Source organism: Pseudoxanthomonas sp. Root630 (assembly GCF_001427585.1).
Classification (GTDB): domain Bacteria; phylum Pseudomonadota; class Gammaproteobacteria; order Xanthomonadales; family Xanthomonadaceae; genus Pseudoxanthomonas_A.
This window is the reverse complement of the sequence record NZ_LMGY01000012.1, coordinates 381,754-406,823: the sequence shown is the minus strand read 5'-3', so window position 1 is coordinate 406,823 and position 25,070 is coordinate 381,754. Positions and strand designations below refer to the sequence as shown.

The following is a 25,070-nucleotide window of genomic DNA, read 5'->3' as shown; positions in this document are numbered from 1 at the left end:
GCGTGGCGAAACGTTCTCAAGCGAGCCAACGGCATGTCGCCTCGCCTCCGCTTGCGGAGGGTCCCGCAGGCAACCCACGGGTCATCCAGAGATAGGGGGAGAACAGATGACAGGAAGGACACGCATCCAGGGCGCGGCACTGCTGTTGACGGCACTTCAAGGATACCCGGCTTTGGGAGCCTCCTTCGCAGTCGGTGGCGAATCGTCCATCCCGAGGACGGCAACGGCCATCGGGTTGCCGAGCAGTGACTTCAAGTGCAGTCAGCCGCGAAGCCAAGTGCTGCAGAAGCATGTCATGGCTCACTGCGCGGCATCTATGTCCAACACGGCTCCGAGGCTTGTCAGACCTATGAAATCCATCGTTATCTCGCTCCTCCTGTTTCTACTTGCCGTGGCGCCGGCCAATGCCGGCATGTGGATGATGGTCTACGCCGAGGGGCAGAAACCCGACAGGACCGTTTACTACGCGGCCTTCGACGACGTCCAGAGCCGGACCTCGCCAGAGGCGTTCCTCGAGGCTTTGCAGCGTACGGGCGACCCCCTCAAGGCCGAAGCCGCCACGAAGGTCAATCAGATCCGCGTCAATCAGATCCACGAGGCCGCAGGAGGACCTTGGTTGACGATGTTCACGCTTGAGTTCCAATGCGGCAGCCAGCAGATGCGTATCACTCAGCAAGAGCAGCACTACCGGCAGAACGGCAGGTCGCAGCAAGTGCCTGGACTGGACTGGAGTGCCATCACTGCACCTTGGCAAGCCCAGGCCAGGTTGCTGGCCTGCGATGAAGCCCGCTGGAAAAAGGCGCTCGAAGCCGATAGGCGACGAGGCCAGGGTCAGGACGAACTGAACAAGCTGGGTTTGGTGGTGGTCGGTGACCATGTCCTCCCGATGGGGCTCAACGACCTCTCGTTCGCCACGCTCTGGCGCGATGGAACAGAGCCCGCATTCACCACGAGCAAGTCACCCGCCGAACTCGACCGCCTGAGGCGCGAGACCATCGCGCGTGGAGACGCCCTGTCGGCGGAAATGCGTGGAAAGGAACAGAATCTACGCAAGGACATCGAGTCATCTCAAGCTGAAGACGCATTCATGGCCCAAGTCGACCGGAACTTCGCAGCCAAGAAGTACCCGAAACAGTTCAGAGATCTCGTCCACAGCATGAAGGGGTTGACTGAACCGGAGATCATCGAGGTCATGGGGTACCCCGATGGCGAGCGCCGTGTGGGCGGAGACCGTCTCTGGGTTTACTACAGCGAGAAGGACGAGCGAGTGGCTAACGTCGTGTCCAAGTATGGGCATGTCGCCGTCACAGGAGAGCTGCGCGAATGTGAGCTCACGTTCATTCTGCGCGAAGGTGGCAAGAAAAATGGAGGTCGCCTGTTCGACTACCAGATGGCCGGAGGCAACTGCAATCTTTCCACCATGAAGAGGAGCTCGCGATGAGCGAAAAAGGATATTTAGTCGCTTCGTTCTCGTCCGCGGAATCAATCGAGGCAGACGTGATCATCAGCCATGCAGCCAAGGTTTCGCGGCGGACGCGTACTCGAGATATCCTGCTGACCTTGCTTTCCTACTTGCTCGCAGTCGGCATGATTGCGACGGCTAGGGCCGAGTATCCTATCACCGACAATACACGCGCACTGGATGCCGCAAAGTTGATGCTTGCTGCCGAAGCAAGAGGCGATCGGAGGATTCTGGAGGAACTTCTTGCTCCGGATTATCTACGAATCTCACATGCAGGCGAGGTTGAAACTCGCAGCGACATTCTAGGCCCCTTGCTTGGTGTCGGAGCTTCTGAGGCGACGAGACTCGCTGATCACGCGGATGTCGCCCTGTCTGAGGTCGCCTTCGAAGAGACTAAGGACGGTGTCATCATCATTGCCCTGCAGCACAGCGCCCGGACGCGCTACGGTAACGAGCGGGATGCGTCACTAAGGGTGACTTTCATGCTGGAAAAGAGGCAAGGGAGGTGGGTAGTCCTGCTCACCCATTACACGCCCTTGGCCCAAGCCGGATCATGATGCGCACCTCAATAGGCGTTGCCCTGGTCCTTATGTCTTCGGTCGCGGTAGCAAAGCATGTCTATCCAAAGAACCTAAAGGTCGTGGATGCGGGTCAAACGTACACGCTTCTGGAAGACTACGTTTTCCAGGAGAAGGCTGCAACGTTCACCCTCTTTGCAGGGCGCTATGTCCAAAGGTATGAAGACGCCAAAGCGGTCTATCTGATGGGTCAAGCAGGCTGCTTCCAGATGAGTGTGGCGCCCCCCAGGAATACGGACGCGCGTTGGTCCGATCGCTGGGATTGTGGCGTGTATCTCCCCAAGGATGCGAACAAGGGAGCCGCGATCTTCGTGGTCCGACGCACGCCCGAGACGCCGCATGAAGGCAATGGCGCAGTCATCGATGGCATCATCCGTGCGGGCTACGGGAGCTTCGACTTCCCGACCTCGGAGAAGAATGATCTGCTCCTGCGCAGTAAGCTCGTGCCCTAACAGCAGGGCATGGATCTTCCATAGTGTCCCGAGTGCGGCGTTTCAAATGAGGGTGAAGATATGAAAAGGCTTGTTCTCGCCCTTACGATCATCTTGATCGCGTGTGGCATGACCAAGAGTCCGAAATCGTTCGATCCCGTGCCAAGCGCGAGTCACTTCGTGCTTGAGGCGGACGTCATGATGGCCAACAAAGTATCTTCCGGCTTGGCAAAGGGGAGCTACCAGGCTGTTTTTCAGAGCAAGGACCACATCTACTACCTAGGCGAGCCCGGCGCTCTGCTCATGCCCAATGGCACGAGGGTCAATGGCGGCATCGCGCTTCCGAAGCACGCGTTGGCGCCCCCTTGTCATCTCTTCATTCAGATCGGAGACGATTCAGAACGGGCGAGGGACATGCGACTTGGGGCTCTTGTGGTGGCCCTTGCGAGGCTGGAGAAAGGGCGGATCAGAGAGTTCAAGGAGGATCCGGCGTGCATCGGATTCATGACAAGAATTGCCGTCGTCAATGACTGAGGCAGCTTACACGTACAAGGTCGTTTGGAGTTCTACAGCATTTGCCTTACGTAATCTAGGCGCTGCCTTGGACTTCTATCGTGGCAAAGCTTGGCTCATCAGTCGCTTCGAATCCCGGGCGCTGTAGAGCAGCAAATCATCACGTAGTACTTCACGAGGCCAAGCTACATGCGAGTGCGAAAGGCTAGAGAGAAAGATCTCGATGGAATTACTCGGTTATATGCCTGCCTGCACTTGCATCATGTGACCGAGCCGAATTCGGAGACCGAATTCTCATGGCGAAAGATTATTCACAGCAGGACATCAACGATTTTTGTTGCTGAAGTGGATGGCCTGCTAGTGTCGACATGCATGGTTGCAGTTATTCCAAGCTTTGCAAAAGCCGGACGCCCTATCGGCGTAATAGAACATGTGGTAACGCTAGATGAGTTCCGCGGGCGGGGGTTTGCCCGAGCTACCATGTCTGCTGCAATCTCTTACGCGTGGCAGAGGTCTTGCGGCAAGTTGCTATTGCTGTCAGGCGCGAACCGTCTAGAAGCTCACGGGATGTACGAGTCACTTGGATTTGATGGCAATGTAGAGCGTGGTTTTGTGATGAAGTCGCCGTGCACATTGCTCCCTGCTCATGTCCAGTAGTAGTCGCAAGGAGATCCGTGGCCGCCGAATCTCTCACTTCCAGAGAGAGTACTCTAGCGATCCAGTCTCTGACGCTGAGGATCGATTAGTCTGTGATTCAACTAATTGCTGAAGCGGAAGTGATTGGGGATGCGTGAGTGCCGCACTGGGATGCCATTGGGCGAAGTCTTGAGAATCGAAGGCTGAGTTCCGCTTGGATGCCAGACCTGTTCGCTCTATTTACTGACATCAGTGCGCTTGCGGCAGTTCTTTAAACATGGTCGCTCTGCGCCTTCGCCCATCGAACTAGTGATCTGGTTAGTAGGGAGCTTTGCTTCACGGATGGCTGATGTCCGCTTCCGGCCAGAAGCGGACAGCGTCAACCAACTACACGCTAGTTGGACATATAAGGCCCGTGCACGGCCTTTATCCGCATTGCTTCGTCGGCATCATCCAATACAAGAACGCGATACTGGGCACCGCCCCGCTCGACCCTGATAACTACGTGCCCCTGAACGCTAGCTGCCTTGTCCACGCCATAGGTCGTCCTGGCCGTAGCATCCGAGACATTGGTGATGAAGATGTCCCGCTCACCCGTCCACACCTCCTGCGACGTCATGCGTTTGTACGTACTGACCGCCGGATGACCGTCCGCGCGCGAGGGAACAACGATCACCCGTGGTCGTAGCGCGGCCAGGAACGGGATGCTGTTGGCGTCCCAGCTTCCGCGATGGTTGGCCTTCATCACGTCGACCGGTCCGCAAGCGTTCGCCACGACCGGTTCAACGTTCTTCCAGGCTACCGGCTCGATCACGGTCTCCTCATCCACGGCGGACAGATCCCCGCCCGTGTAGTAGTCGAACGCACCGTATCGAACGCGCAGCGCGATGCTCTGCTTGTTCTCGCCCGGATGGTCGTTCTGCGCGATATCGTCCAGCGCAGGAAACAGAGAACGTGTCGACACGCCTTCGCCCGTCCAAACCCGTCCGCTGGCGTACAGGTTGCGGATCTCGAACTTTGGATACGCGTTCCGCGTGTGCATCAGCGCGATCTGGTCGTTGCGGCCCGGCTGAAACGCTTCCACCACCAGCCCCGTGTTCCTGATCTGCCAATCTAGGAAACGGCAGTAGTTGTCCATCGTGGGGTTGCTGAGCTGCACCGGATAGTCGTAGCGGGGCCAACCGCGGTCGATGACCTTGGCCACCGGGAGCGATTCGGCGACTTCGGTGATGCCGCTGAGCTGGTAGCCGTTCGCCGACCAGGGCGAGTCCGGTGTGATCGACCCCATGTGGTCGCCATGGAAGTGGCTGATGAGCGCGTAGTCGAGCTTGTCCCTGCCTGCGGGCAGCACGCGGCGCACATGCCGTGCGACCCATTCACCCGGAGGACGTGAAGCATCCGGCCGGCTGGGAAGCAGGAACGGTGCCTGCTCGCTGGTCTTTCCGCTCATGTCGATCAGCAGGCCGGTGCCATCCGGCAGGATCAGCACTTGGGATTCGCCCCGTCCGGTGTTGATGTGGTGGATGTCCAGCTCTCCCTCGCGCCACGGAGGCAGGGGCTCTCCTACCCTCGCCGTTGCCGCGGCAACGCTCGTCGCACTGATCCACGACGACAGCGTGATCGCGGACAGCCGCAGCATGCTTGCTCGCATGCGGCGTTCTCCCCGCATCTTCTCGTCGTGCCCGGGACCCCGCGTCCGTGACGCGCCAGGCTGTCGGTTCGTTGTCATGAAGCTTATGCTCTTTCGATACCCGGCTTGCCGCGTTCGGTGGCCAGACGGGCGATGACGGACTTCCTGCCGCCCGGCGTGCTCACCTTGTCGACGGCAACCACATCGGCCCGCCACACGTCCCGACCGATGTTGAACAGCTGGTAGCCGCGACGATCGTTGAGCAGATGGTTGTGCGGATTGTCGGCCAGCACGCGCTCCCACGTCGGCGGAACGTCGCTTCCGTCACCGCCGGAGGCGATCGAAGTGGTCACGAACTCCGTGGCCACAGGCCGACTGAGGAGATCTTCATCCCGCGAGGGCACCACGCCGGCATGGTGTTTGTGCACGTCACCGGTGGCGACCGCGACGTTGCCCAGTTTCCGTTCCTTGAGCATTTCGATCACTCGTGCGCGAGATGCGGGATAGCCGCTCCAGGAATCCGCATTGACGGGACCCAACTTGCGGCTGACCGGATACCGGTAAGGCATCATCATCACCTGCTGCGCCAACAGGTGCCAACGCGGATTAGCGTTCAAGCCTTCGCCCAGCCACCGTTCCTGGGCCGTACCGAGCATCTGCTCAGGCCCGCTTTCGTCACTGCTTCGGCAGGGCCGGATCGTGCCGATTTCGCAACGCTGCTTGCTGCGGTACTGGCGCGTGTCCAGAAGATGCACGCGCAGCATCTGGCCGTAGTCCAGGCGACGATACAGCGTGATGCCATGCTGCGGCGATGGGAACAACGCACGACGCACCGGCATGTTCTCGTACCAGGCCTGCATGGCGGAAAACCGGCGGAGCGCGAAGATTTCCGGTGGAGTACCGTCCTGGTCCTGCGCCGCCGCCCAGTTGTTGTCGAACTCGTGGTCATCCCACGTGGACAGGAAGGCGGCAGCGGCATGCGCCGCCTGCAGGTCCGGATCGCTCTTGTATTGCGCGTAACGACGGCGATAGTCGTCCAGCGAGTAGATCTCGCCGCCGGCATGCTTACGGTCGATGGGCTTCCCGTTCGCATCCCGCACGGGAACCGCCACGTCCTTGCCCGGCCCTTCGTAGATGTAGTCGCCGTAGTGGAACACCGCATCCAGCTCCGGCTCCTGGCTCAGGTGGTGGTAGGCGGTGTAGAGACCCGCTTCGTGATGCTGGCAGCCGGCCACGCCGATGCGCACGCGTTCCGGCATATCGCCTGCGCCGGGCGCGGTGCGGACCCTGCCCACGGGGCTGGGCGGCTGGCCATCGACATGGAAGCGATACCAGTACGGGCGACGCGCCCGCAGTCCCTCCACTTCAACGTGCACGCTGTGCCCAAGTTCCGGCCGCGCGAGCGCCTCGCCTTTTCGCACGATGATCGAGAACCTCTCATCTTCGGCAACTTCCCAGCGGACCGGCACGGCCAGCATCGGCATGCCGGCGTGCTCTTCCAGCGGCTTCGGCGCCAGTCGTGTCCAGATGACGAATCCATCCGGCATCGGATCGCCGGAGGCGACGCCCAACTGGAACGGATACGCGGCGAAGCTCGGCGAGGCCCATACGCGCCCCGCGCGTCCAAGCCCCGCGAACAGGGCCAGCCCGCCGGCAGCCAACATGAACTTGCGACGATCAAGACGATGATGCATGACGATATCCGTTTGTTGCTCTCTGTTGGCCGGTTGGCGGCGTTTGCGACGCGGAGCGATCAGAAGCGCGCGCGGATGCCGAGCGAGGCGCGGCGGCCGCTGGTGATGTAGATCTGGCTGTGGTGACCACTCGTACCCAGACCCACCGGCGCGTTCGAGTACACGGTGTGGCGGTTCTGGTCGAAGATGTTGTTGGCGCTGAAGTACACCTCCAGCCCCAGCCAGTTGTTCCTGGTCTTGGGAATGAGGGTGTAGCTGCCGGACAGGTTCACTTCCAGGTAGTCGTCGAACGGCTGCTCCTGGACCACCGAGTACGCGCCATTGCCATTGTTGACACTGACCGGATTGGTGGGTCCGCGATCCTTCTCATCGCTCCAGACGGTGTTGAGGTTCAACCGCACGGGTCCGTACTTCCAGCCAAGTCCGAGACCAGCCACCTGCTGCGCCACGCGCGACAGCCGTTCCGACGGATTGGTATTGGTGAAGTGTCCGCGGATGGTCAGGCCGCTCAGCGCACCCGGCAGGTAGTCCATGGCGTGGTTGAACTCGAACTCGTAGCCATTGACGGTGATGTCGTTGCGGCTATTGGTGGCCGTGCTGACGAAGTCGATCGGCTCGTCACCCGAGTAACCGAACTCCTCGGCCGTCATGGTGCTGACGGAGATCAGGTCCCTGATCCTGTTGTGGAACAACCCGAAGGCAACCAGGCCGACCGGTTCGAAGTACTGGGTCGCTCGGAGGGAGAAATTGTCTGAGTACTCCGGCTTGAGGCTTGCGTTCGGCGCGGTGAGCACGTTGCCGTCCTCGGTGCCGTAGGCGACGGACCAGACGCCCGAGAGATCGCTCACCTCCGGCCGCATGATGGTCTTGCTGTAGCCGGCATGGATGTCCAGGCTGTCCGTGACGCTGTACTTGAGTGACGCGCTGGGAAAGAAGTCGTTGTAGCTGCCTTCCGTCTCCTTGCGCGGGTTAGTCAGGTACTGGTACTTCAGGCCTTCCACTGTCGTGGCGCGGCCCGTGGCTGCCGATACGGCGTAACCGGCGGCGCGGACGGTATCGGGACTCAGCGGATCGAAGTCGTGGCCGGTCTCGCTTGTCCTCTCCCAGCGCAGGCCAGCCTGCAGCTTGAGCTTGTCGGTGAGATCGGCGGTCCCCATGAAGTACAGCGACTTGATGCGCTCGTCGAGCTTGTTTACGTTGGCGATGTTGGCGGCGTACCACTGCGCGGCCGTCTCGCTGCGAACCCACTGCTCAGGGTTGGCCTGCATCATCTGGTACATCCTGGTCAGACTGTAGACGTAGAGTTCTCCTCCACTCAGCGTCCGGATATTCATGCCGCTCTCGCCGCCGTGCCACATGGTCTGGCTCTGTACCGCACGCAGGAACTCCGCGTTGGTGAGCGGACCGTTGTAGGTCCAGATGTTGGCGTCGGACGTGTTGCCGAATTCATAACCGGCATCGGTGACCTTCAGGCCAATCTTCCATGTGACCGGCACGTTGCCGACGTCCTGATAGAACTCGAAGTTCAGGCTCCCTCCGCGATAGTCCAACTCGGCGGAGCTTCCGCTGGTGGTGCGGATCGACGGACGAGTCGACGCGCCTAGCGCACCGGCATAGGAGCCCAGCGTGAACGCGTCCGGGCTGGCCCAGTCGATGCCGTCGATCTGCTGGATCTGCCAGTCCTGCGTCATCCAGTTGCTCCGCGACGCGCTGTAGTTGCCCCGCGCAGTCACGGTGTTGAGCAGGCCGGACACCTGCCCCTTCCGGCCGGAGTCGTACTTGCTGGTCGAGTCGGCCGAGAACAGGTTGCCGTCCAGCTTGAACCTCTCGTTCTGCCACACGAAGCTCGGCACGAAGTTGCGCGAGTAACCCACCTTGTAGGTATAGACGTGGCTCAGCGCGAGGGTGTTGGTGGTGGCCGGGAAATGGGTCGTCCAGTCCAGCGAGGGATCGCCCTCATGCGGATTGGCGGCGGTGGCGCGCCCGTTGGTGAAGGTCGGCGCGATGTTGTTCGGATCGATGTCGCCCCGGCTCAGGTTCGCCGCGAATGACAGGATCAGTTCGTCCGTGGCCTTGAAGTCCGCATTGAAGGAGGCGACGCGGCGGTTGTACTCGCGCGAGTAGCCACCCGCCGCGATGGAGGTGACCGCGTAGGGGTACGGGCTGGTGGCGGTGGCCACGTAGTTGCGGTTGGCGGTGATCTGGGACTGTTCGACGAGGTTGTTCGTACTGCTGATACCCGCTGCAATGCCCAGCCGGCGATCCAGGAAGACATCCGAGTAGGTGATCGAGCTGCTGGGCAACCACTTGCTGTCGTAGCCACCTTCCATCCAGCCGGTGTTCCGGCTGTCCCACAGGCCGGCATGGGTCGTGCCGCCGAGCGACACCACCACACGCCGACCCTTTGCGTCGAACGCGCGCTTGGTCCGGATGTCGATGGTGCCGGCCGGCGCGTTCGCGTCCATGTCGGCGGATGTCGTCTTGTTGATACTGATCGAGTCCACGCCCGCGAGCGCGCTCTGTTCGAAACTGAAGGTACGCGAGCTGGACGAGTTGGCATCGATGCCCGGCAACGCCACGCCATTGAGGGTCACGCCGGTGTACTTCGCCGGCAGTCCCCGCAAGCTGATGTTGCGAGGGGCGTCGTCGGCGACGACGTCGAAGTCGACGCCCGGCATGTACTTCAGAAACTCGCCAGGATTCCCGTCACCTATCTCACCGAAGCTGTCCGCCGACAAGGTGTTGGTGATGTTCATGGATGCACGCTGCTCCATGATTGCGCGCGCATCGCCTTCACGAACCCCGATCACTTTCAACGAATCCAGCGTCTGCGTGTCGCCGGATTCCGTCGAAGTGCTCCGCAACTGGAATTCAACGCGTTCGCGCTCGCCGTTCTCCAGTTCGATGGTCTTCCGCTGCTCGCCGAAGCCGGTGTAGGTGACCGTCACCACGACGGAACCGGACGGCACCCCCGCCAGCTTGAATTCGCCACGCTCGCCCGAATGCACGACGCGCGTCCAGCTCCCCCGGGTGATACGCACGAAGGCATCGCGGAGGTAGCCGCCGGTGGCCGGATCCAGCACGCTGCCCGTCACCGTACCGGTGCCTGCGCCCTGCGAATCGCCCTGCGTCGCCTGCAGCAGGATCACGCTGCCATCATCGGACTGGATCCCTAGCGGCGTACCACGCAACAGCATGCGCAGTGCATCGCGGACATCTTCTTCGCCGACCACGGCGGGCGTTTCGACGCCCTCGAGGAATTCCGCGGGCGCGATGATCTGTACCTGCGCCTGACGCGCAAACTCGGGAATGGCACTCACCGCCGGCTGGGCCGGCACGTTGAACTGGCGCTGTTGCGCCATCGCTTTCGGATTGGATGCCAACGCGATCGTCACGGCACTGGCGAGCAGGAGCTTCTTGAAGCGGATCATCGGGCTTGCACTCGGGGGATGGCCGCAGGAATTGCAGGCCTCGAATGCAAGAGACGTCATGCGTATGCTTCCTCCATGCGTCATGAAAATTTAATCTTCGATGACGATCTTTCCCCTCGCTTCGTGGCGAACGCGCGCGCCGAACACGCCGGCAACGGCGCGACTGAAGCCGGCAGGATTGTTGGCCGCGAACAGGCCCGTGATCGGGGCCTTGGCCAGTTGCGGGTCCGCGATTTCGATCGATGCGTCGTTGTAGCGTGCGAACTCCGCGGCAGCATCGGCCAGCGTCTCGCCACGGAACGCGAGCTTTCCCTCGCGCCACGCCAGCTCCCGCTGCATCTGCTCGGCGGACAAGGTGGCAACGTCGACATCAGCCACCGCACGCCCCAGCGATGCGCGCGTGTTCGCGAGCAGTGGACCTTGCCCCACACTCCGGGCCGGCAGGTTGACGGTGCCGTTCTGCACGACGACCTGCGTCCGCGTCCCTTGCAGCTTCCGCACGACGAAAGTCGCGGCACCGGCCTCCAGATGACGTCCGTCGATCTCCACCGTCAGCGGTCGCTCGCCTCCGACAGCCTCGACAAGTACCTCGCCGCGACGAACCTTGACGCGCACATGGTCGGTCTCTTCGTAGACATCGACCCGGCTGTCAGTGTTCAACGTGAGCGTAGACCCACCCGTCAACGGTATCCGCCGCATTTCGCCCTTTGCCGTTGCATACGCCGTCGGCACGGGAACCGTGACAAGGACGAACACGACCAGCAGCAGCGATGCGGCGAGTGCGCCCAGCCACTGCCTGAGGCGAGCGCTCCGCGTACGCGGGCGTGTTCGCGCAGCACGACGGGAGCCCGCGGGCACAGGCGACGGTTGCGCCCGGTGTTGGGTGGGCCGGGCATCCGCCGCCGCGATGAGATCGGGGCGCAGCCATAGCGCGCGCGCGCGCATGAACGCTCCTCGCCGGCGAGGATCTCCGCGCAGCCAGTCATGGAGCTGCCTGTCCTCGGCCGTCGTCAGCGGCGCACGATCAAGCCGCGCCACCCACTGCGCTGCCGCTTCCTCGATCGCCCGACTTGTTTCGCGACCTTCCTCAGACACGCCTGGCATCCCGTCCATCTTCCTTGGAGAATCGGGATGGTCCGTTTCCTCCATCCGCCAGCCTCTCTCCAAGCCATCGGATGCCCCGCGCGATGTGTTTCTCGACGGTGCTCTCGGAAATTCCCATCCGGTGGGCGATCTCGCGCTGGGAGAGGGTATGGATCCGGCGGAAGACGAACGCCTGGCGCGCCTGTTCGGGCATGTCAGCGATGATCTCGGAAAGGTGGCGGAGATCGTCCAACCCGATCGCCTTCTGCTCGGGCGTGGCTGCCTTGTCGGCGATCTCGATCGTTCCCAGCTCCTCGATGGCCAGGATGGGTACGATGCGGGCCCGCCGGATGTTGCGCATCATCAGTGAATGCGCCACCTGGAAGAGATAGGCGCGGGGATTGAGGATGTCATCCAGCCGCTCACGCTCCAGCAGCAGCGCGTAGCTCTCCTGGACGATGTCCAGCGCGTCCGAGTCTTGGACGCGCAGGCGGCCCAGCCAACGTCTCAAAGACGCTTCGTGGGGCAGGATATTGACAGCGAACCAGTGCTCGCGACCGATGCCATCGGCCACGACTTCTTCGAAAGAATGTTGAAGCGACAAGAAAAATCCCCATGCCCGCCCCGCATGGAAGGCGGCACCATCGGGAGATTCTGGTAAGCCGAGATGACGTTGATGTGACACTTACTATCGACCGGCATCCACACCTTGCAAGTCTGAATAAGACATGGGTCAGACAGATACTTGCCGGAGGGAGCATAAGGAGCGCGGAGGAGCCTCGGTGGTATGGAAGATGTCCGCTTTGCGTCCTGAGCTGACGTCATCACCTAACAGAGTTGCACCACTTCAGATGATGAAGAGGATCTGAGATAGTCCGCCAGGCTATGCATTCGCAATGGGGTCCCGCCCAATTGGCTGGGAGATACCGCAGCAAAATGAGGCGGTGCGGTGCACATACGGCGCTCGTGCCCAGAGTGATTCGGGCGATGCCCAGATCACTGGAGATGAACACCCGGCCGGAGAGCGTTTAGAAAATTCGCTTTTAAGGGATAACAGCCCGTCCGCCCAATATGTACGATTATGGGCCGATAGACAGACTCTTGTCTGCAACTCCTCGGTGCCAATAAGCTCAAAGTTGGGCACGGAATGTCGAGCTAACAAGGACGCAGGAAGATGCAGATCATAGAGTGGTTACGTGAGCAGCCTGTTTCCAAAGAAGAGTTGGACGCCATCTCTTCGTGCCAGGCCTTTATTGCCCCCTGAGAAGCACCTGTACACCCAAGGCGGCGAGCTGTTGACCCCCGCCAAGCCCCAAGGCATCGATCTTGGCTGGGGCCTTCATTCGGGTTTGGGTTGTATTTACGGTATCTCGCGATCTAGCAAAGCGTCAGTGATCAATCATTTCGCGATCGAGAAATCACTTACCGGCCAAGGGTTAGGCAAACAAGTACTGGTCGCATCAGACTCCAGCTTCGCCCTGGTGAGCGAAACCGCCGATATCGCAGCTCTACAGCTTGCTCAACCACTGAATAAAGGATGAGGTCGCAGCAGCTTAGTGGTTCACGGAATAGGACGTCATGGGTCATCCGGTTGGCGCTTCCAAGCCCCTATCGAATGCTGACCACCGAATCTCGCCCAGTCGCCTAAAGAGCCAAACTTCACCGCTGGAGGACTTCCCCCCCACAAGTCCAGACAACCCTTCACCGGACCTTTAAACCTGTGAGTCCAGGTGCCCGGCCCTGCTACACGGCATGGCCTGCGGCCTGCTTGAATTCCTCGTATGCAGCTAACGCATTGGCTGCGTACATCAAGGAGGGGCCGCCACCCATGTATACCGCTACACCCAGCATTTCTTGGAACTCTTCTGGAGTTACATGTAGTCGTACCAGCGCCTTCGCATGGAAGCCCAAGCACGCGTCGCAACGTGCGGCCACGCCGATCGCCATCGCGATCAACTCTTTGGTCTTTTCATCAAGTGCGCCCGGCGCTAACGCCGCCTTGCTCAATGCACCAAAGCCCGCCATGACATCGGCATTCCGCGAACGCAACGGCGTCAAGTTCTTCGACACCGCGCGCGTCAGTTCGGCATATGAATCAATGGCTGACACAAGTTTCTCCTTGTGATTGAAGGTTGCAAGGTACGTCAGGAGTCCTTTTGCGCAACGAGGTCGATCAATGCGGACATGCCTTGATGGCCCTCGCCCTCGCAAAGGACGTCATCGTGCGCGGACAGGTGAAGGATGCACATGCCAGCGAAGGCATCGCGCAACAATTCCGCGTCATACAGGTTTTCGATCTGCTTTGGCCCACCAGTCCCGTAAGTCAGCTGTTCAGGGCGATAGCCTTGCAAGATCAACAGTCCGCCTGGCTTCAGCGCGCGCTGCATTCCCGCAAACATTTCCTTGCGCAATGCTGGGCCCGCAAACTGGATAAAGATCGCGACCACCACATCAAAGCGTGCGTGACCCCATTCCCATGCCGCCAGATCGGCCAACTCTGTCGTGATGTGAACGCCGCATCCAGCAGCCAGGCGCTGCGCCTTGGCCAATCCAACCTCCGACGCATCCACCGATAGAACGTTGAGCCCCTGTCCTGCCAGCCAGACGCCATTACGACCCTCACCATCGGCAACGGCCAATGCCTTCATTCCCGGCACCAGGCGCGGTGCCTGCGCGGCAAGAAAGGCATTGGGTTCGGTCCCGAACACATGCTCCGGCCGGTCGTAACGCGCGTTCCAGCCTTTCGCGTCTGAGGTACTGAATGCATGCCCTGTCATTGGCACTCCTTCACTTCACGGGTGACGGGCAACCCATCATTCGCCCATGCAACCATGCCACCTCTCACGTTGACATACCGACGGGTGCGATCCTGCGACAGAATGCTCATGGCAATACGGGAGCGCATGCCGCTCTGACAGAGCAACAGCACCTCGCTGCCCGCCGGTACCGAGTCCGGATCCATGGCGCGCACTCCTTGTGCACGAATTTCTCCCAGGGGCACGTGCAAGGCACCCTCGACATGACCGTCCTTGAACTCTTGAAGCTCACGGACATCGACCAGTATGGAGCCACGGTTCAGTCGGGCCACTGCATTTCTATGATCAACCGCCTCACCGCCAAGGCCGAACATAACCTTCAGAAACCTGATCATTGCTGGCTTCGCCTGACTTTCACCGGATTGGGACCACAGAAAATTCCATGCAAGGCCTCCATTACCGTTGCAGCCGGACCCGGCACAATCGAGTAGTAGATGGTCTGTGCCTCACGCCGTGTGCACACGAGCTCTTCTTCCCGCAGCACCGCCAAGTGCTGCGAGAGCGCGGACTGACTGAGATTCAACATCTCATTGATCTCGCCTACCGACCGCTCACCGGTGGCCAGAAGACACAGAATCTGTAGCCTGCGCTCATTCGCCATTGCTTTCAGCAACTGCGCTGCATCCCCTGCATTGGCCTGCATGGCCTCCAGATCGAATGTGGTCGTGGCCCTCTGTTGTCTTGGCATCTTTACTCCTCCACTACGGGCAAACCCGCATTGCACCATGCATTGAATCCAGCAGCCAATGAGCGGACCGAGTCAAAACCGAGCTTTTGCAGGCTAGCTGCCGCCAGCGCAGACCGCCCTCCGCTCAAGCAGTAGAGCACCAAAGGTGCGGTGGACCCAGTCAGCGCTGTGCCAGTAGTGCACACAGCGGCCATATGCGCATGAATCCGGAACTCAAGCACGCCGCGCGGAAGGTTGACTGCGCCAGGCAGATGGCCGTGCGCGAACTCATCCGGCTCGCGAACATCGACCACGTTCAACGCGGGCACCCTTACTCGCCAAGCAATCAATGTCTCAAGACTGATTTCGCTGATCCGCGATCGAGCAGACGCCACCAGATGTTCGACCGTCACAGCCATCACCACTCCAATAATCAGTTGACTCTAATATAATCTTATTCTAATTTAGAGTCAAGCGATGGGCATTACGCCTGTTCACGCCATCGAACCTGGAGGGGAACACATGGCACGTATCGTCGTACTGGGCGCTGGGATAGGAGGCATGAGCGCTGCCTATGAACTCCGTGGCACGCTGGGCCCCGGGCCGGCGATCACGGTGATCGGTGAAGGGGACCGCTTCTCTTTCACCCCCTCCAATCCCTGGGTCGCCGTGGGCTGGCGCAAACCATCCGATGTCGAGATGCCGGTCGCCCGCTACCTGGCGAAGAAGGGCATCGTGTTCGAAGGCGCGGGTGCCGAGCGGGTCGAGCCCGACAGCAATCGCGTCCGGCTACGCGACGGCCGCCACATCGATTACGACTTCCTGGTGATCGCCACCGGCCCACGACTGGCATTCGACGAAGTGCCCGGACTCGGTCCCGAAGACGGTCATACGCAATCGATCTGCACGACGACGCATGCGACCTCCGCATGGGAGGCGTATCAGACCTTCCTCGACAATCCGGGGCCGGTGATCGTCGGTGCTGCGCCTATGGCCAGTTGCTTCGGACCGGCCTACGAGTTCGCGATGATCCTCGACAGGGACCTGCGCAAGCGCAGGCTGCGCGACAAAGTGCCGATTACCTACGTGACCCCGGAGCCGTACATCGGCCACATGGGGCTGGGGGGCGTCGGTGACTCCAAGGGACTGATGGAATCGGAGTTCCGCCAGCGCCACATTCAGTGGATCACCAACGCGAAGATCACCGCAGTCCGCAGCGGCGAGATGGATGTGTCCGAAATGGACGACGCTGGCCAGGCGAAGAAAGCGCACGTGTTGCCGTTCAAGTACTCGATGGTGCTGCCGGCGTTCACCGGCGTGCCAGCCGTGCGCCAGGGCGAAGGGCTCTGCAATCCGCGCGGTTTCATCCTGATCGACAAGCATCAGCGCAACCCGGCCTATCCCAACATCTTCTCGCTAGGCGTGTGCGTGGCGATCCCGCCGGTCGAGGCCACGCCGGTGCCGACAGGCGCACCGAAGACCGGTTTCATGATCGAGTCCATGGTCACTGCCGTGGCGCACAACATCCAGGCCGAGCTGGCCGGCACGCCTGCCATGGCGGAAGCCACCTGGAACGCGATCTGCCTGGCGGACATGGGCGACACCGGCGCGGCCTTCGTGGCACTGCCGCAGATCCCGCCCCGCAACGTCACCTGGGCCAAGGTCGGCAAATGGGTGCACGTGGCCAAGATCGCATTCGAAAAGTACTTCCTGATGAAGATGAAGTCCGGCAACACCGAGCCGGTCTACGAGAAATACGTGCTCAAGCTGCTCGGCATCATGCGCACCCGCTGAATTTCCCACCCCCTGTCCGGAGAACCCCCCATGAACCTCGACCGTGCCGTCCTCGCCTTCGCCGGCGTGATGATCCTCGCCAGCCTGGCGCTGGCCCACTTCGTCTCGCCGCTGTGGCTGTGGCTCACCGTCTTCATCGGCGTGAACCTCCTGCAGGCCAGCGTCACCGGCTTCTGTCCCGCCGCCATCGTCTTCCGCAAGCTGGGCGTGCGCGCCGGCTGCGCATTCAAGTGAGCGCGAGGCCTGCCGTGATCCGCATCATGATGTCGTCGCGTCCGCTGTCGCCGCTCTTGCTGGTGGTGGCCCTTGCCGCGTGCGGGCGTGAAGGGCCCACCGCCCCGCCGGCGCGCATCGAGGGGCTGCAGACGTTCCAGGTGCAGTCCGCCGATGCGGCGGGCGGCCGTGCCTGGGAGGGCGTGGTGGAGGCCGTGCAACAGGCCACGCTGTCGGCGCAGACGAACGGGCGCGTGGTCGCCGTGTCGCGCGATATCAACGATCGCGTGGTCGCGGGCGATGTCCTGGTGCGGCTCAGTGCGGTCGAGCAGCAATCCGGCGTCGAAGCCGCCCGCGCCCAGCTGCGCGCGGCGGAAGCGTCCGCAACCGAAGCGGAAGCCAACTACCGGCGTTTTGCCAACTTGGCCAAGGGTCAGTTCGTGTCTCAGGCGCAGTTGGACCAGGCCCGCATGGCGCGCGATTCCGCGGCTGCCGCGCGCGATGCCGCCCGCGCCCAAGTCGCGAACGCCGGCCAGCAGACCGACTACACCACGGTCCGCGCGCCGTACGCGGGCATCGTCGCCACCCGCGATGTCGAACCCGGCGAGAGCGTCGGCATCGGCCAGACGCTGATGACCGTGTTCGCACCGGGCGCCCTGCGCATCGAAGTGGCGGTGCCGCAGTCGGAAGCGGAAGCGGTCCGGGCCAACCCCGCGGCCGTGGTCACCTTCGACGATGGGCGCCGGATCGATGCCGCCGACGTCACCGTCTTTCCGGCCGCGGATGCGTCCACCCACGCAGTGCGGATCCGCGTGCAGCTGCCGGCGCTCGATGTGCCGCCGCAACCCGGGCTGACCGCGAAAGTGGCGTTCCCGGCCGTGAAGGGCGCGGCATTCCCGCGCGTTCCCACCAGCGCGCTGGTGCGCCGCGGCGAGGTGACGGCGATGTATGTGCTCAGCGACGGGCGGCTGTCGTTGCGTCAGGTCAGGCTGGGTGATGCGGCCGGCGACCAGGTGGACGTGATCTCAGGGTTGAAGCCCGGCGAGAGGATCGCCACCGATCCGGTCGCCGCGCAGCAGGCGCTGGTGGCGGCGCGCAAGGACGACTGACATGGCATCGCTCCCGAACCCACCGCGACTGGGTATCTCCGGTCGCCTGGCGCGCACGTTCCAGGCCAACCCCCTGACGCCGATCCTCGCGCTGCTCGGCCTGCTGCTGGGGCTGGTGGCGGTGATGATCACGCCGCGCGAAGAAGAGCCGCAGATCGACGTCACCATGGCCAACGTCATCGTGCCGTTCCCGGGCGCGGATGCGCACCAGGTCGAGCAGATGGTGACCTATCCGCTGGAACAGAAACTGTCCGAGATCGAGGAGATCAAGCACACCTATTCGATCAGCCGGCCCGGCATGGCGGTGCTGACGGTGGAGTTCGACGTGGGCGTGAAGCGCCAGCCCGCGCTGGTGCGCCTGTACGACAAGGTGTTCTCGAACCAGGACTCGATGCCGGCGAACCTTGGCGTGGGCCAGCCCATCATCAAGCCCAAGGGCATCGACGACGTGCCGGTGATGGCGCTGACCCTGTGGACGGACGATCCGCAGCGCGGCGCACGCGACCTGGCCGAAGTGGCCCACACGCTGGAAACCGAACTCAAGCGCATCCCCGGCACGCGCGATGTGTTCACCCTCGGTGCGCCGGAGCGTGCCGTCATGGTCCAGCTCGATGCGGCGCGACTGGCCAGCCATGGCCTGGCGGTGAACGATCTGTCCGCGGCCCTGCAGGCCGCCAACCTGGCGCGCCAGGCGGGTGAGCGCGTCGGTGCGGATGGGGTGGTGCAGGTGACGTCCGGCCAGTTCCTGGCCGATCGCGCGGATGTGGCCGGCCTGGTGCTGGGCGTGGCGGGTGGCCAGCCGGTGCGCCTGCAGGACGTGGCGACGGTCAGCGATGCGGCCGACGCCCCATCGAGCTACGTCTGGCACGGCGCGCCCGCCACGCGCGCGGGACCCGCCAGCGGCGTCGCACCCGCGGTGACGCTGGTCATCGCCAAGAAGCCGGGCAGCAATGCGGCCGACATCACCTCCGCCGTCCTGGCACGGGTGAAGGCCCTGCGTGGCACGGTCATTCCCGACGGAATCCAGGTGGAGACCACTCGGGACTACGGCCTGACGGCGAGCGACAAGGCGCAGACGCTGATCAAGAAGCTGGTCTTCGCCACCGGATCGGTGGTGCTGCTGGTGCTGTTCGCGCTGGGTCGTCGCGAGGCCATCGTGATCGGCAGCGCGGTGGTGCTGACGCTGGCCGTCACGTTGTTCGCCTCGTGGGCGATGGGCTTCACCCTCAATCGCGTCTCGTTGTTCGCGCTGATCTTCTCCATCGGCATCCTGGTGGACGATGCCATCGTGGTGGTCGAGAACATCCATCGGCACATGGCGCAGGGCGGCATGTCGCTGGCCGAGGCCATTCCGCCCGCGGTGGACGAAGTGGGCGGTCCGACCATCCTGGCCACCTTCACCGTGATCGCGGCATTGATGCCAATGGCCTTCGTCAGCGGCCTGATGGGACCGTACATGCGGCCCATTCCGATCAACGCCTCAGTCGGCATGCTGCTGTCGCTGATGATCGCGCTGGTGGTGACGCCGTGGCTCTCGCTGAAGCTGCTCAAACGGCATGCGTTCGCGCATACGGGTGAGGGCGCCGCCCACGGGCATGCGGACGGCACCATGGCCGCGCGACTGCATCGCCTGTTCGAACGCGGGATGAAGCCCTTCCTGGATGCCCGCGCGGGTGCGCGCCGCCGACGCCTGCTGTTCTTAGCCATGGCCGCGCTGGTGGCGCTGGCGGCCAGCCTGGCGGTGTTCAAGCTGGTGGTGCTGAAAATGCTGCCATTCGACAACAAGTCCGAATTGCAGATCGTGGTCGACCTGCCCGAAGGGCGAACGCTGGAGGACACCAATGCCATGTTGTCCGAACTGGCCGGCGTATTGGACCGCACACCGGAAGTCCTGGACTACCAGGGCTACGCCGGTACAGCCGCACCGATCAACTTCAACGGGCTGGTACGGCAGTACTACCTGCGCGAGGGTGCGAACGTGGGCGACCTGCAGGTGAACCTGGTGGACCGCCACGACCGCGACCGCAAGAGCCACGAGATCGCCGTCGCGTTGCGTCCGCAGGTGGATGCGATCGGCCGCCGCCATGGCGCGTCGGTGAAAGTGGTCGAAGTGCCGCCCGGGCCGCCCGTGCTGTCGCCGATCGTGGCCGAGGTGTACGGTCCGGACTACCTCCGCCAGAGGCAGGTCGCGCGGGCGCTCGAGCAACGCTTCCTGGACACCGACGGCATCGTCGATGTGGACTCCAGCGTGGAGGCGGATGCGCGCCGTGACATCCTGGCGATCGACCGCGTGCGCGCTGCACGCCTGGGTGTGCCGCAGTCGGCGATCACCGAGACGATCGCCGCCGGCCTTTCGGGGCTGGACGCGACCCATATGATCGATGGCGGTTCGAAGTATCCGCGACCGATCCGCTTGCGCCTGCCGGTGGCCGACCAGGCATCGTTGGATGGCATGCTCGCGCTGCGGGTACGCGGTGGCAACGGCCAGCTGGTGCCGCTGTCGGAGTTGGTGCAGGTGCGATCCACCTGGTGGGACGGTGCCATTCACCACAAGGACCTGCTGCCGGTGGTGTACGTGATGGGCGACGAGAGCGGCACAGTCGACAGCCCGCTGTATGGCATGTTCGATCTGGTCGGGCAGCTGTCCGACGAGGCCATCGACGGGCAGGAAATCGAGCAGTTCTACATCCGGCAACCGGCGGAAACGTCGGGTTTCGCCATCAAGTGGGATGGCGAGTGGCAGATCACCTACGAGACCTTCCGCGACATGGGCATCGCCTATGCCGCCGGCATGGTGTTGATCTACCTGCTGGTGGTGGCCTACTTCCGTCATTACGTGGTGCCGCTGGTGATCATGGCGCCCATCCCGTTGACCGTGATCGGCGTGATGCCGGGGCATGCCCTGTTGGGTGCGCAGTTCACCGCCACCAGCATGATCGGCATGATCGCGTTGGCGGGCATCATCGTGCGCAACTCGATCCTGCTGGTGGACTTCATCAACCATCTGGTCGAGCGAGGGCAGACGCTCGAATCGGCGGTCGTCGACGCCTGTGCGGTGCGAGCGCAACCGATCGCGTTGACCGCACTGGCGGCGATGGCGGGTGCGTTCTTCATCCTGGACGACCCCATCTTCAACGGCCTGGCGATCTCGCTGATCTTCGGCATCCTGGTCTCGACGGTGTTGACCTTGGTCGTTATCCCGTTGCTCTACTACACGCTGCTGCTGCAACGCAGCCCCAAGGAAGCTTCAGCATGACCGTCCGTGGTTTCGGTTTCGCCGCGCTAGCCGTCGGCATCACACTGGCGGCGACCGCCTGCACGTCCGCCACGCAGGGCGGCGCGAATCCCGCAAGACCGTTGCAGGCGCAGGGCGCACCGCTTCCCCCACCCTCGTCTGCATCAACCACCCCATCCCCTGATCCGGCACTGGAACGCGCGAAGACTGCCGCCGTGGAATTCAGCGGACGGCTACGCGGCAAGCTGCAGGCCGCGATGCAGCAGGGCGGCCCGACCGCAGCGGTCGAGGTCTGCCATGCGCAAGCGCCGGCCATTGCCGAGACGGTGATGGCCAAGCACGGTGTACGCATGGGCCGCGTCGCGCTACCCGGCCGCCATCGCAACCCGGCGCAGGAAGCTGGCGACTGGCAGTTGGCGACGCTGGAGGCGTTCCAGCAGGCTGTCGATGGAGGGGCGCTAGCGTCCGAGCAGGTGTCCATGGTCCGTGACGGCCTGCCCGATGGCGTGGCACTGCGGATGATGCGCGGCATCGCCACCGAACCGGGCTGCCTGGCCTGCCACGGCAAGGACGTGGCCACGCCGATCCGCAACGCCATCCTCGCCCGCTATCCCGACGACCAGGCCACCGGCTTCGACGTGGGCGACCTACGCGGCGCACTCTGGGTGGAAGTACCCGAAGACCCCACGGGAGGGATGCAATGAGCGACAACACTCCGATCCGCATCACCCTGGAACAGGACAGCGACTACGCCTTCCGCGTGATCTTCGACGACACCGCGCTGGAGCCACTGCTGACCGACGAACCAACGCCGCTGGGCCACGACCGCGGACCCAATCCGGCACGCCTGTTGCTGGCATCCGTGGCCAACTGCCTCGCGGCCAGCCTGCTGTTCGCGCTGCGCAAGCACCGCAACGCACCAGGGCCGCTGCGCGCCGAAATCTGTGCACTGCCGACGCGCAATGAGCACGGCCGCTGGCGCATCGCTTCGGCCAAGGCCACCCTGCACCTGCCCGGCCACAATGCCGACTACCACGACCTCGAGCGCGTGCTCGAGCAGTTCGAGGACTTCTGCGTGGTCACCCAGAGCGTGCGCCAGGGTATCGACGTCGAGGTCGAGGTCCTTGATGGCGAAGGCCGGGTACTGCTGGGCGACAAGACCTTCGAGGCCGGCGCATGAGCACGACAGACGCGCTCCAGGTCGCCTGCCCTCGCTGCAACGCCATCAATCGCCTGGCGGCCATGCGCCTCGACGACACCCCAGCCTGTGGCCGTTGCCACACCCGGCTATTCGATGGCCACCCGACCGTGATCGAGGGAGTCGATGCGTTCGAGGCGCACGCGTCGAGAAGCGATCTGCCCATGCTCGTCGATTTCTGGGCGCCCTGGTGTGCCCCGTGCCGCGTGATGGCCGCGCACTTCGAGGCCGCGGCTGCCGAACTGGAGCCGGCCATGCGACTGGCGAAAGTCGATACGCAGTCGCAGCCAGAGTTGGCTCGGCGCTTCGCCATCCGCAGCATTCCCACGCTCGCTCTGTTCAACCTCGGCCGCGAACTGGCGCGCATGTCCGGTGCCATTCCCACGGGCGAGATCGTGCGCTGGGCGCGCGCGCAACTCGCACGGGAAGGATGACGTCGTGGAGACCTCGCGCCGCCGTGCGCTGCTTTGGCTGGCCACCGGCGCAGGCCTACTTGGGCTGGCCGCTGCGCGCTTCCGGGGCCCGCCACCCCCACCCGTCTCCCCAACCACCGCCAACTCGCCAGGACTGGGCAACACCATGACCCACATCGTCATCCTGGGCAGCGGCTTCGCCGCGCTCACCGCCATCCGCCGGCTGCGCGAACAACGTCTGGACGCAGACATCACCGTGGTATCACCTCGCAATGAACTCGTCTACCTGCCCAGCCTGATCTGGCTACCGTCGGGCGAGAAGACGAGCGACGACCTGCGCATTCCGTTGGCGGACTTCTTCCGTCGCGAACGGGTGGCCTGGCACGTCGGCAGCGCGCTCCAAGTGCTCGACGGCGGCCGGCGCGTGGTCACCGACCATGGCGAGTTGCGCAACGACTACCTGATCGTCGCTACCGGCGGGCAGTACCTGCGCAAGTTGCCGGGCATCGAACACGCGCTTATTCCCTGCGAAGGCATCGCCAGCGCCGAGGCCATCCGCGACCGGCTGGCGGCAATGGAGGGCGGCACGATCGCCATCGGCTTCGCCTCCAACCCCAAGGAGCCCGGCGCGGTGCGTGGTGGGCCGATGTTCGAATTCCTGTTTGGCATAGACACCCTGCTGCGGCGGCAAGGCCGGCGCGCGAAGTTCAAGCTGGTGTTCTTCAATCCGTCGAAGGAGCCGGGACAGCGGCTCGGCCCGACGGCGGTGCAGAAGATGCTCGCGCGGATGCAAAAACTCGGCATCGAAACCCATCTGGGCCACAAGCCGGTGCGCTTCGAGGCCGGCAAGGTGGTGACCGAAGGCGGCGAATTCGGCGCCGACCTGATCCTGTTCATGCCAGGTCTCACCGGCCCGGCCTGGCTGGACGACAGTGACCTGCCACGCTCTGAAGGCGGCTTCGTCGCCGCTGACAAACATTGTCTCGCGCGCGGCATGGACAAGGTGTATGTAGCCGGCGACATCGGCAGCTATCCCGGCCCGGACTGGATGGCAAAACAGGCACACCAGGCCGATCTCCAGGCCGAGGCGGTGGCGAAGAACATTGCCGCCGACCTGCGCGGCGAACCGGCCAACCACGGCTTCAATACCGAACTAGTTTGCATCGTCGACAGCCTCGACAGTGGTCTGCTGATCTACCGCAGCGAATCGCGAACCTTCACCTCGCCTCATTCGCGCATGCTCCATTGGCTCAAGCGCAAGTTCGAGGACCGCTACCTGAAAGCGTATCGATAAGTCCTGTCGACAGAGATCTGCTGACGATGACGCGAAATCGCATCTTGCGGCATCCCCGGTCGCGTCAAAACAATCCCCCCCGCACAGGAGTACCCACATGCATGATTTTTCCGGAAAAGTCGTCTTGATCACCGGCGCCGGCTCGGGCATCGGCGAAGCCACCGCGAAGCGACTGGCTGCCAGCGGCGCGCAGGTCGTAGTCAGCGACATCAATGGCGAGGCCGCCGAGAAGGTCGCCGCCACTATCCGCGAGGCCGGTGGTCAAGCCGCTGCCAACGTCGCCAATACCGCCAGACATGAGGATGTAAAGGCCGCAGTCGAATTCTCAGTGAAGCACTTCGGCGGCCTGCATCTGGCCTTCAACAACGCCGGCATCGGTGGCTCCACCGCGCCGCTAGCCGAGTTGGAGATCGCCGACTGGCAACGCGTGATCGACATCAATCTCAGTGGTGTTTTCTACGGGATGAAGTACGAGATCCCGGCCATCCTCGCCAGCGGCGGCGGTGCCATCGTCAACACCGCCTCGATCCTCGGCCTGGTCGGCACCGCAGGCCTGAGCGCCTATGTCGCCGCCAAGCACGGCGTGTCGGGGCTGACCAAGACGGCTGCCATCGAGTATTCGGCCAAGGGGGTGCGGATCAACTCCGTGCACCCGGGATACATCGACACGCCGCTGCTCGACTTCCTCGACCGCGATACCCACGACGGACTGAAGGCCCTGCATCCCATCGGGCGCCTTGGCACGGCGGAGGAAGTGGCGGACGTGGTCGCGTTCCTGCTTTCCAGCGATGCAGCCTTCGTGACCGGTAGCCAATACGTAGTCGATGGCGCCTACACCTCGGCCTGACTGGCTGCGGCCGACCGCTCCGGCGT

General features: G+C 63.0%; 24 protein-coding genes. 14 read left to right on the top strand and 10 right to left on the bottom strand.

What is annotated here, in order from left to right:
* Positions 1-349 precede the first annotated feature (349 nt).
* Genes ASD72_RS07985 through ASD72_RS07970 form a run of 4 tightly spaced genes read left to right on the top strand, consistent with a single transcriptional unit; the run spans position 350 to position 3,005 of the window.
* Positions 350-1,441 carry a hypothetical protein gene (locus ASD72_RS07985; protein WP_155944539.1) on the top strand — a complete coding sequence of 364 codons (1,092 nt, stop codon included), beginning with the start codon at positions 350-352 and terminating at the stop codon, positions 1,439-1,441.
* Positions 1,438-2,019, top strand: coding sequence for a nuclear transport factor 2 family protein (locus ASD72_RS07980; protein WP_056879392.1), 582 nt, complete (start codon positions 1,438-1,440; stop codon positions 2,017-2,019). The genes ASD72_RS07985 and ASD72_RS07980 overlap by 4 nt, the downstream gene beginning before the upstream one ends.
* Positions 2,016-2,492: a hypothetical protein gene (locus ASD72_RS07975; protein ID WP_155944538.1), complete on the top strand. Its 477-nt coding sequence runs from the start codon at positions 2,016-2,018 to the stop codon at positions 2,490-2,492. Before ASD72_RS07980 ends, ASD72_RS07975 begins: the two co-directional genes overlap by 4 nt.
* Positions 2,493-2,552: 60 nt before the next feature.
* Positions 2,553-3,005 carry a hypothetical protein gene (locus tag ASD72_RS07970; RefSeq protein WP_056879390.1) on the top strand — a complete coding sequence of 151 codons (453 nt, stop codon included), beginning with the start codon at positions 2,553-2,555 and terminating at the stop codon, positions 3,003-3,005.
* 1,009 nt (positions 3,006-4,014) lie between these two features.
* Here the strand turns inward: ASD72_RS07970 and ASD72_RS07965 are convergent.
* The 5 genes from ASD72_RS07965 to ASD72_RS07945 all read right to left on the bottom strand — a co-directional run bounded on the left by ASD72_RS07965 (position 4,015) and on the right by ASD72_RS07945 (position 12,032).
* On the bottom strand, positions 4,015-5,259 hold the full coding sequence (locus ASD72_RS07965; protein ID WP_081420220.1) for a hypothetical protein: 1,245 nt from the start codon (positions 5,257-5,259) through the stop codon (positions 4,015-4,017).
* A gap of 95 nt (positions 5,260-5,354) precedes the next feature.
* Positions 5,355-6,944, bottom strand: coding sequence for an alkaline phosphatase D family protein (locus ASD72_RS07960; RefSeq protein WP_056879388.1), 1,590 nt, complete (start codon positions 6,942-6,944; stop codon positions 5,355-5,357).
* A 59-nt stretch (positions 6,945-7,003) separates the two neighbouring features.
* Positions 7,004-10,435, bottom strand: a complete 3,432-nt coding sequence (locus tag ASD72_RS07955; protein WP_162250365.1) for a TonB-dependent receptor — start codon at positions 10,433-10,435, stop codon at positions 7,004-7,006.
* 30 nt (positions 10,436-10,465) lie between these two features.
* Complete coding sequence (locus ASD72_RS20510) at positions 10,466-11,470, bottom strand: FecR domain-containing protein (protein ID WP_162250364.1); 1,005 nt, start codon at positions 11,468-11,470, stop codon at positions 10,466-10,468.
* Positions 11,463-12,032 carry a sigma-70 family RNA polymerase sigma factor gene (locus ASD72_RS07945; protein WP_056879385.1) on the bottom strand — a complete coding sequence of 190 codons (570 nt, stop codon included), beginning with the start codon at positions 12,030-12,032 and terminating at the stop codon, positions 11,463-11,465. The genes ASD72_RS20510 and ASD72_RS07945 overlap by 8 nt, the downstream gene beginning before the upstream one ends.
* A 622-nt stretch (positions 12,033-12,654) precedes the next feature.
* Here ASD72_RS07945 and ASD72_RS20885 point away from each other — a divergent pair.
* On the top strand, positions 12,655-12,999 hold the full coding sequence (locus tag ASD72_RS20885; RefSeq protein ID WP_155944536.1) for a hypothetical protein: 345 nt from the start codon (positions 12,655-12,657) through the stop codon (positions 12,997-12,999).
* Between the two features lie 202 nt (positions 13,000-13,201).
* Here the strand turns inward: ASD72_RS20885 and ASD72_RS07940 are convergent, their stop codons facing one another.
* From ASD72_RS07940 to ASD72_RS20505, 5 genes are read right to left on the bottom strand one after another with little or no spacing between them, the layout of a single operon-like run.
* Positions 13,202-13,567 (bottom strand): carboxymuconolactone decarboxylase family protein, encoded by a 366-nt coding sequence (locus tag ASD72_RS07940; RefSeq protein ID WP_155944535.1) that lies wholly within the window; start codon positions 13,565-13,567, stop codon positions 13,202-13,204.
* Positions 13,568-13,602: 35 nt separating this feature from the next.
* Complete coding sequence (locus ASD72_RS07935) at positions 13,603-14,235, bottom strand: class I SAM-dependent methyltransferase (protein WP_056879384.1); 633 nt, start codon at positions 14,233-14,235, stop codon at positions 13,603-13,605.
* A complete protein-coding gene (locus tag ASD72_RS07930; protein ID WP_056879383.1) occupies positions 14,232-14,609 on the bottom strand; it encodes a rhodanese-like domain-containing protein in 378 nt (125 codons plus the stop codon). The genes ASD72_RS07935 and ASD72_RS07930 overlap by 4 nt, the downstream gene beginning before the upstream one ends.
* On the bottom strand, positions 14,606-14,962 hold the full coding sequence (locus ASD72_RS07925; RefSeq protein WP_056879382.1) for a metalloregulator ArsR/SmtB family transcription factor: 357 nt from the start codon (positions 14,960-14,962) through the stop codon (positions 14,606-14,608). Before ASD72_RS07925 ends, ASD72_RS07930 begins: the two co-directional genes overlap by 4 nt.
* A gap of 2 nt (positions 14,963-14,964) precedes the next feature.
* Positions 14,965-15,360, bottom strand: a complete 396-nt coding sequence (locus ASD72_RS20505) for a rhodanese-like domain-containing protein (RefSeq protein WP_081420218.1) — start codon at positions 15,358-15,360, stop codon at positions 14,965-14,967.
* A gap of 58 nt (positions 15,361-15,418) precedes the next feature.
* Between ASD72_RS20505 and ASD72_RS07920 the strand changes: the two genes are divergently transcribed.
* The 9 genes from ASD72_RS07920 to ASD72_RS07880 all read left to right on the top strand — a co-directional run bounded on the left by ASD72_RS07920 (position 15,419) and on the right by ASD72_RS07880 (position 25,044).
* Entirely contained in the window at positions 15,419-16,735 is a 1,317-nt protein-coding gene (locus ASD72_RS07920; RefSeq protein WP_343123678.1) for an FAD-dependent oxidoreductase, read from the top strand.
* Between the two features lie 30 nt (positions 16,736-16,765).
* Positions 16,766-16,969, top strand: coding sequence for a DUF2892 domain-containing protein (locus tag ASD72_RS07915; RefSeq protein WP_056879380.1), 204 nt, complete (start codon positions 16,766-16,768; stop codon positions 16,967-16,969).
* Positions 16,970-16,995: 26 nt separating this feature from the next.
* The gene (locus tag ASD72_RS07910) at positions 16,996-18,057 is read left to right on the top strand and encodes an efflux RND transporter periplasmic adaptor subunit (protein ID WP_155944591.1); all 1,062 of its coding nucleotides are present in this window, start codon (positions 16,996-16,998) and stop codon (positions 18,055-18,057) included.
* Between the two features lies 1 nt (position 18,058).
* Entirely contained in the window at positions 18,059-21,313 is a 3,255-nt protein-coding gene (locus ASD72_RS07905; RefSeq protein WP_056879379.1) for an efflux RND transporter permease subunit, read from the top strand.
* A complete protein-coding gene (locus tag ASD72_RS07900) occupies positions 21,310-21,996 on the top strand; it encodes a DUF3365 domain-containing protein (RefSeq protein WP_081420217.1) in 687 nt (228 codons plus the stop codon). Before ASD72_RS07905 ends, ASD72_RS07900 begins: the two co-directional genes overlap by 4 nt.
* Positions 21,993-22,472 carry an OsmC family protein gene (locus tag ASD72_RS07895; protein ID WP_056879377.1) on the top strand — a complete coding sequence of 160 codons (480 nt, stop codon included), beginning with the start codon at positions 21,993-21,995 and terminating at the stop codon, positions 22,470-22,472. Before ASD72_RS07900 ends, ASD72_RS07895 begins: the two co-directional genes overlap by 4 nt.
* On the top strand, positions 22,469-22,924 hold the full coding sequence (gene trxC, locus ASD72_RS07890; protein WP_056879376.1) for a thioredoxin TrxC: 456 nt from the start codon (positions 22,469-22,471) through the stop codon (positions 22,922-22,924). Before ASD72_RS07895 ends, trxC begins: the two co-directional genes overlap by 4 nt.
* Positions 22,925-23,069: 145 nt before the next feature.
* Complete coding sequence (locus ASD72_RS07885; RefSeq protein ID WP_056879375.1) at positions 23,070-24,197, top strand: FAD-dependent oxidoreductase; 1,128 nt, start codon at positions 23,070-23,072, stop codon at positions 24,195-24,197.
* Between the two features lie 97 nt (positions 24,198-24,294).
* The gene (locus tag ASD72_RS07880) at positions 24,295-25,044 is read left to right on the top strand and encodes an SDR family NAD(P)-dependent oxidoreductase (protein WP_056879374.1); all 750 of its coding nucleotides are present in this window, start codon (positions 24,295-24,297) and stop codon (positions 25,042-25,044) included.
* The last annotated feature ends 26 nt before the right edge of the window (positions 25,045-25,070 follow it).

Coding starts and splice junctions, on each gene's coding strand:
- ASD72_RS07900 (WP_081420217.1), top strand. CDS start 21,310: ATGACCGTCCGTGGTTTCGGTTTCGCCGCGCTAGCCGTCGGCATCACA.
- ASD72_RS20505 (WP_081420218.1), bottom strand. CDS start 15,360: ATGGCTGTGACGGTCGAACATCTGGTGGCGTCTGCTCGATCGCGGATC.
- ASD72_RS07985 (WP_155944539.1), top strand. CDS start 350: ATGAAATCCATCGTTATCTCGCTCCTCCTGTTTCTACTTGCCGTGGCG.
- ASD72_RS07905 (WP_056879379.1), top strand. CDS start 18,059: ATGGCATCGCTCCCGAACCCACCGCGACTGGGTATCTCCGGTCGCCTG.
- ASD72_RS07935 (WP_056879384.1), bottom strand. CDS start 14,235: ATGACAGGGCATGCATTCAGTACCTCAGACGCGAAAGGCTGGAACGCG.
- ASD72_RS07895 (WP_056879377.1), top strand. CDS start 21,993: ATGAGCGACAACACTCCGATCCGCATCACCCTGGAACAGGACAGCGAC.
- ASD72_RS07925 (WP_056879382.1), bottom strand. CDS start 14,962: ATGCCAAGACAACAGAGGGCCACGACCACATTCGATCTGGAGGCCATG.
- ASD72_RS07960 (WP_056879388.1), bottom strand. CDS start 6,944: ATGCATCATCGTCTTGATCGTCGCAAGTTCATGTTGGCTGCCGGCGGG.
- ASD72_RS07915 (WP_056879380.1), top strand. CDS start 16,766: ATGAACCTCGACCGTGCCGTCCTCGCCTTCGCCGGCGTGATGATCCTC.
- ASD72_RS07885 (WP_056879375.1), top strand. CDS start 23,070: ATGACCCACATCGTCATCCTGGGCAGCGGCTTCGCCGCGCTCACCGCC.
- ASD72_RS07930 (WP_056879383.1), bottom strand. CDS start 14,609: ATGATCAGGTTTCTGAAGGTTATGTTCGGCCTTGGCGGTGAGGCGGTT.
- ASD72_RS07910 (WP_155944591.1), top strand. CDS start 16,996: ATGATGTCGTCGCGTCCGCTGTCGCCGCTCTTGCTGGTGGTGGCCCTT.
- ASD72_RS07880 (WP_056879374.1), top strand. CDS start 24,295: ATGCATGATTTTTCCGGAAAAGTCGTCTTGATCACCGGCGCCGGCTCG.
- ASD72_RS07975 (WP_155944538.1), top strand. CDS start 2,016: ATGATGCGCACCTCAATAGGCGTTGCCCTGGTCCTTATGTCTTCGGTC.
- ASD72_RS07920 (WP_343123678.1), top strand. CDS start 15,419: ATGGGCATTACGCCTGTTCACGCCATCGAACCTGGAGGGGAACACATG.
- ASD72_RS07955 (WP_162250365.1), bottom strand. CDS start 10,435: ATGACGTCTCTTGCATTCGAGGCCTGCAATTCCTGCGGCCATCCCCCG.
- ASD72_RS07970 (WP_056879390.1), top strand. CDS start 2,553: ATGAAAAGGCTTGTTCTCGCCCTTACGATCATCTTGATCGCGTGTGGC.
- ASD72_RS07980 (WP_056879392.1), top strand. CDS start 1,438: ATGAGCGAAAAAGGATATTTAGTCGCTTCGTTCTCGTCCGCGGAATCA.
- trxC (WP_056879376.1), top strand. CDS start 22,469: ATGAGCACGACAGACGCGCTCCAGGTCGCCTGCCCTCGCTGCAACGCC.
- ASD72_RS07965 (WP_081420220.1), bottom strand. CDS start 5,259: ATGCTGCGGCTGTCCGCGATCACGCTGTCGTCGTGGATCAGTGCGACG.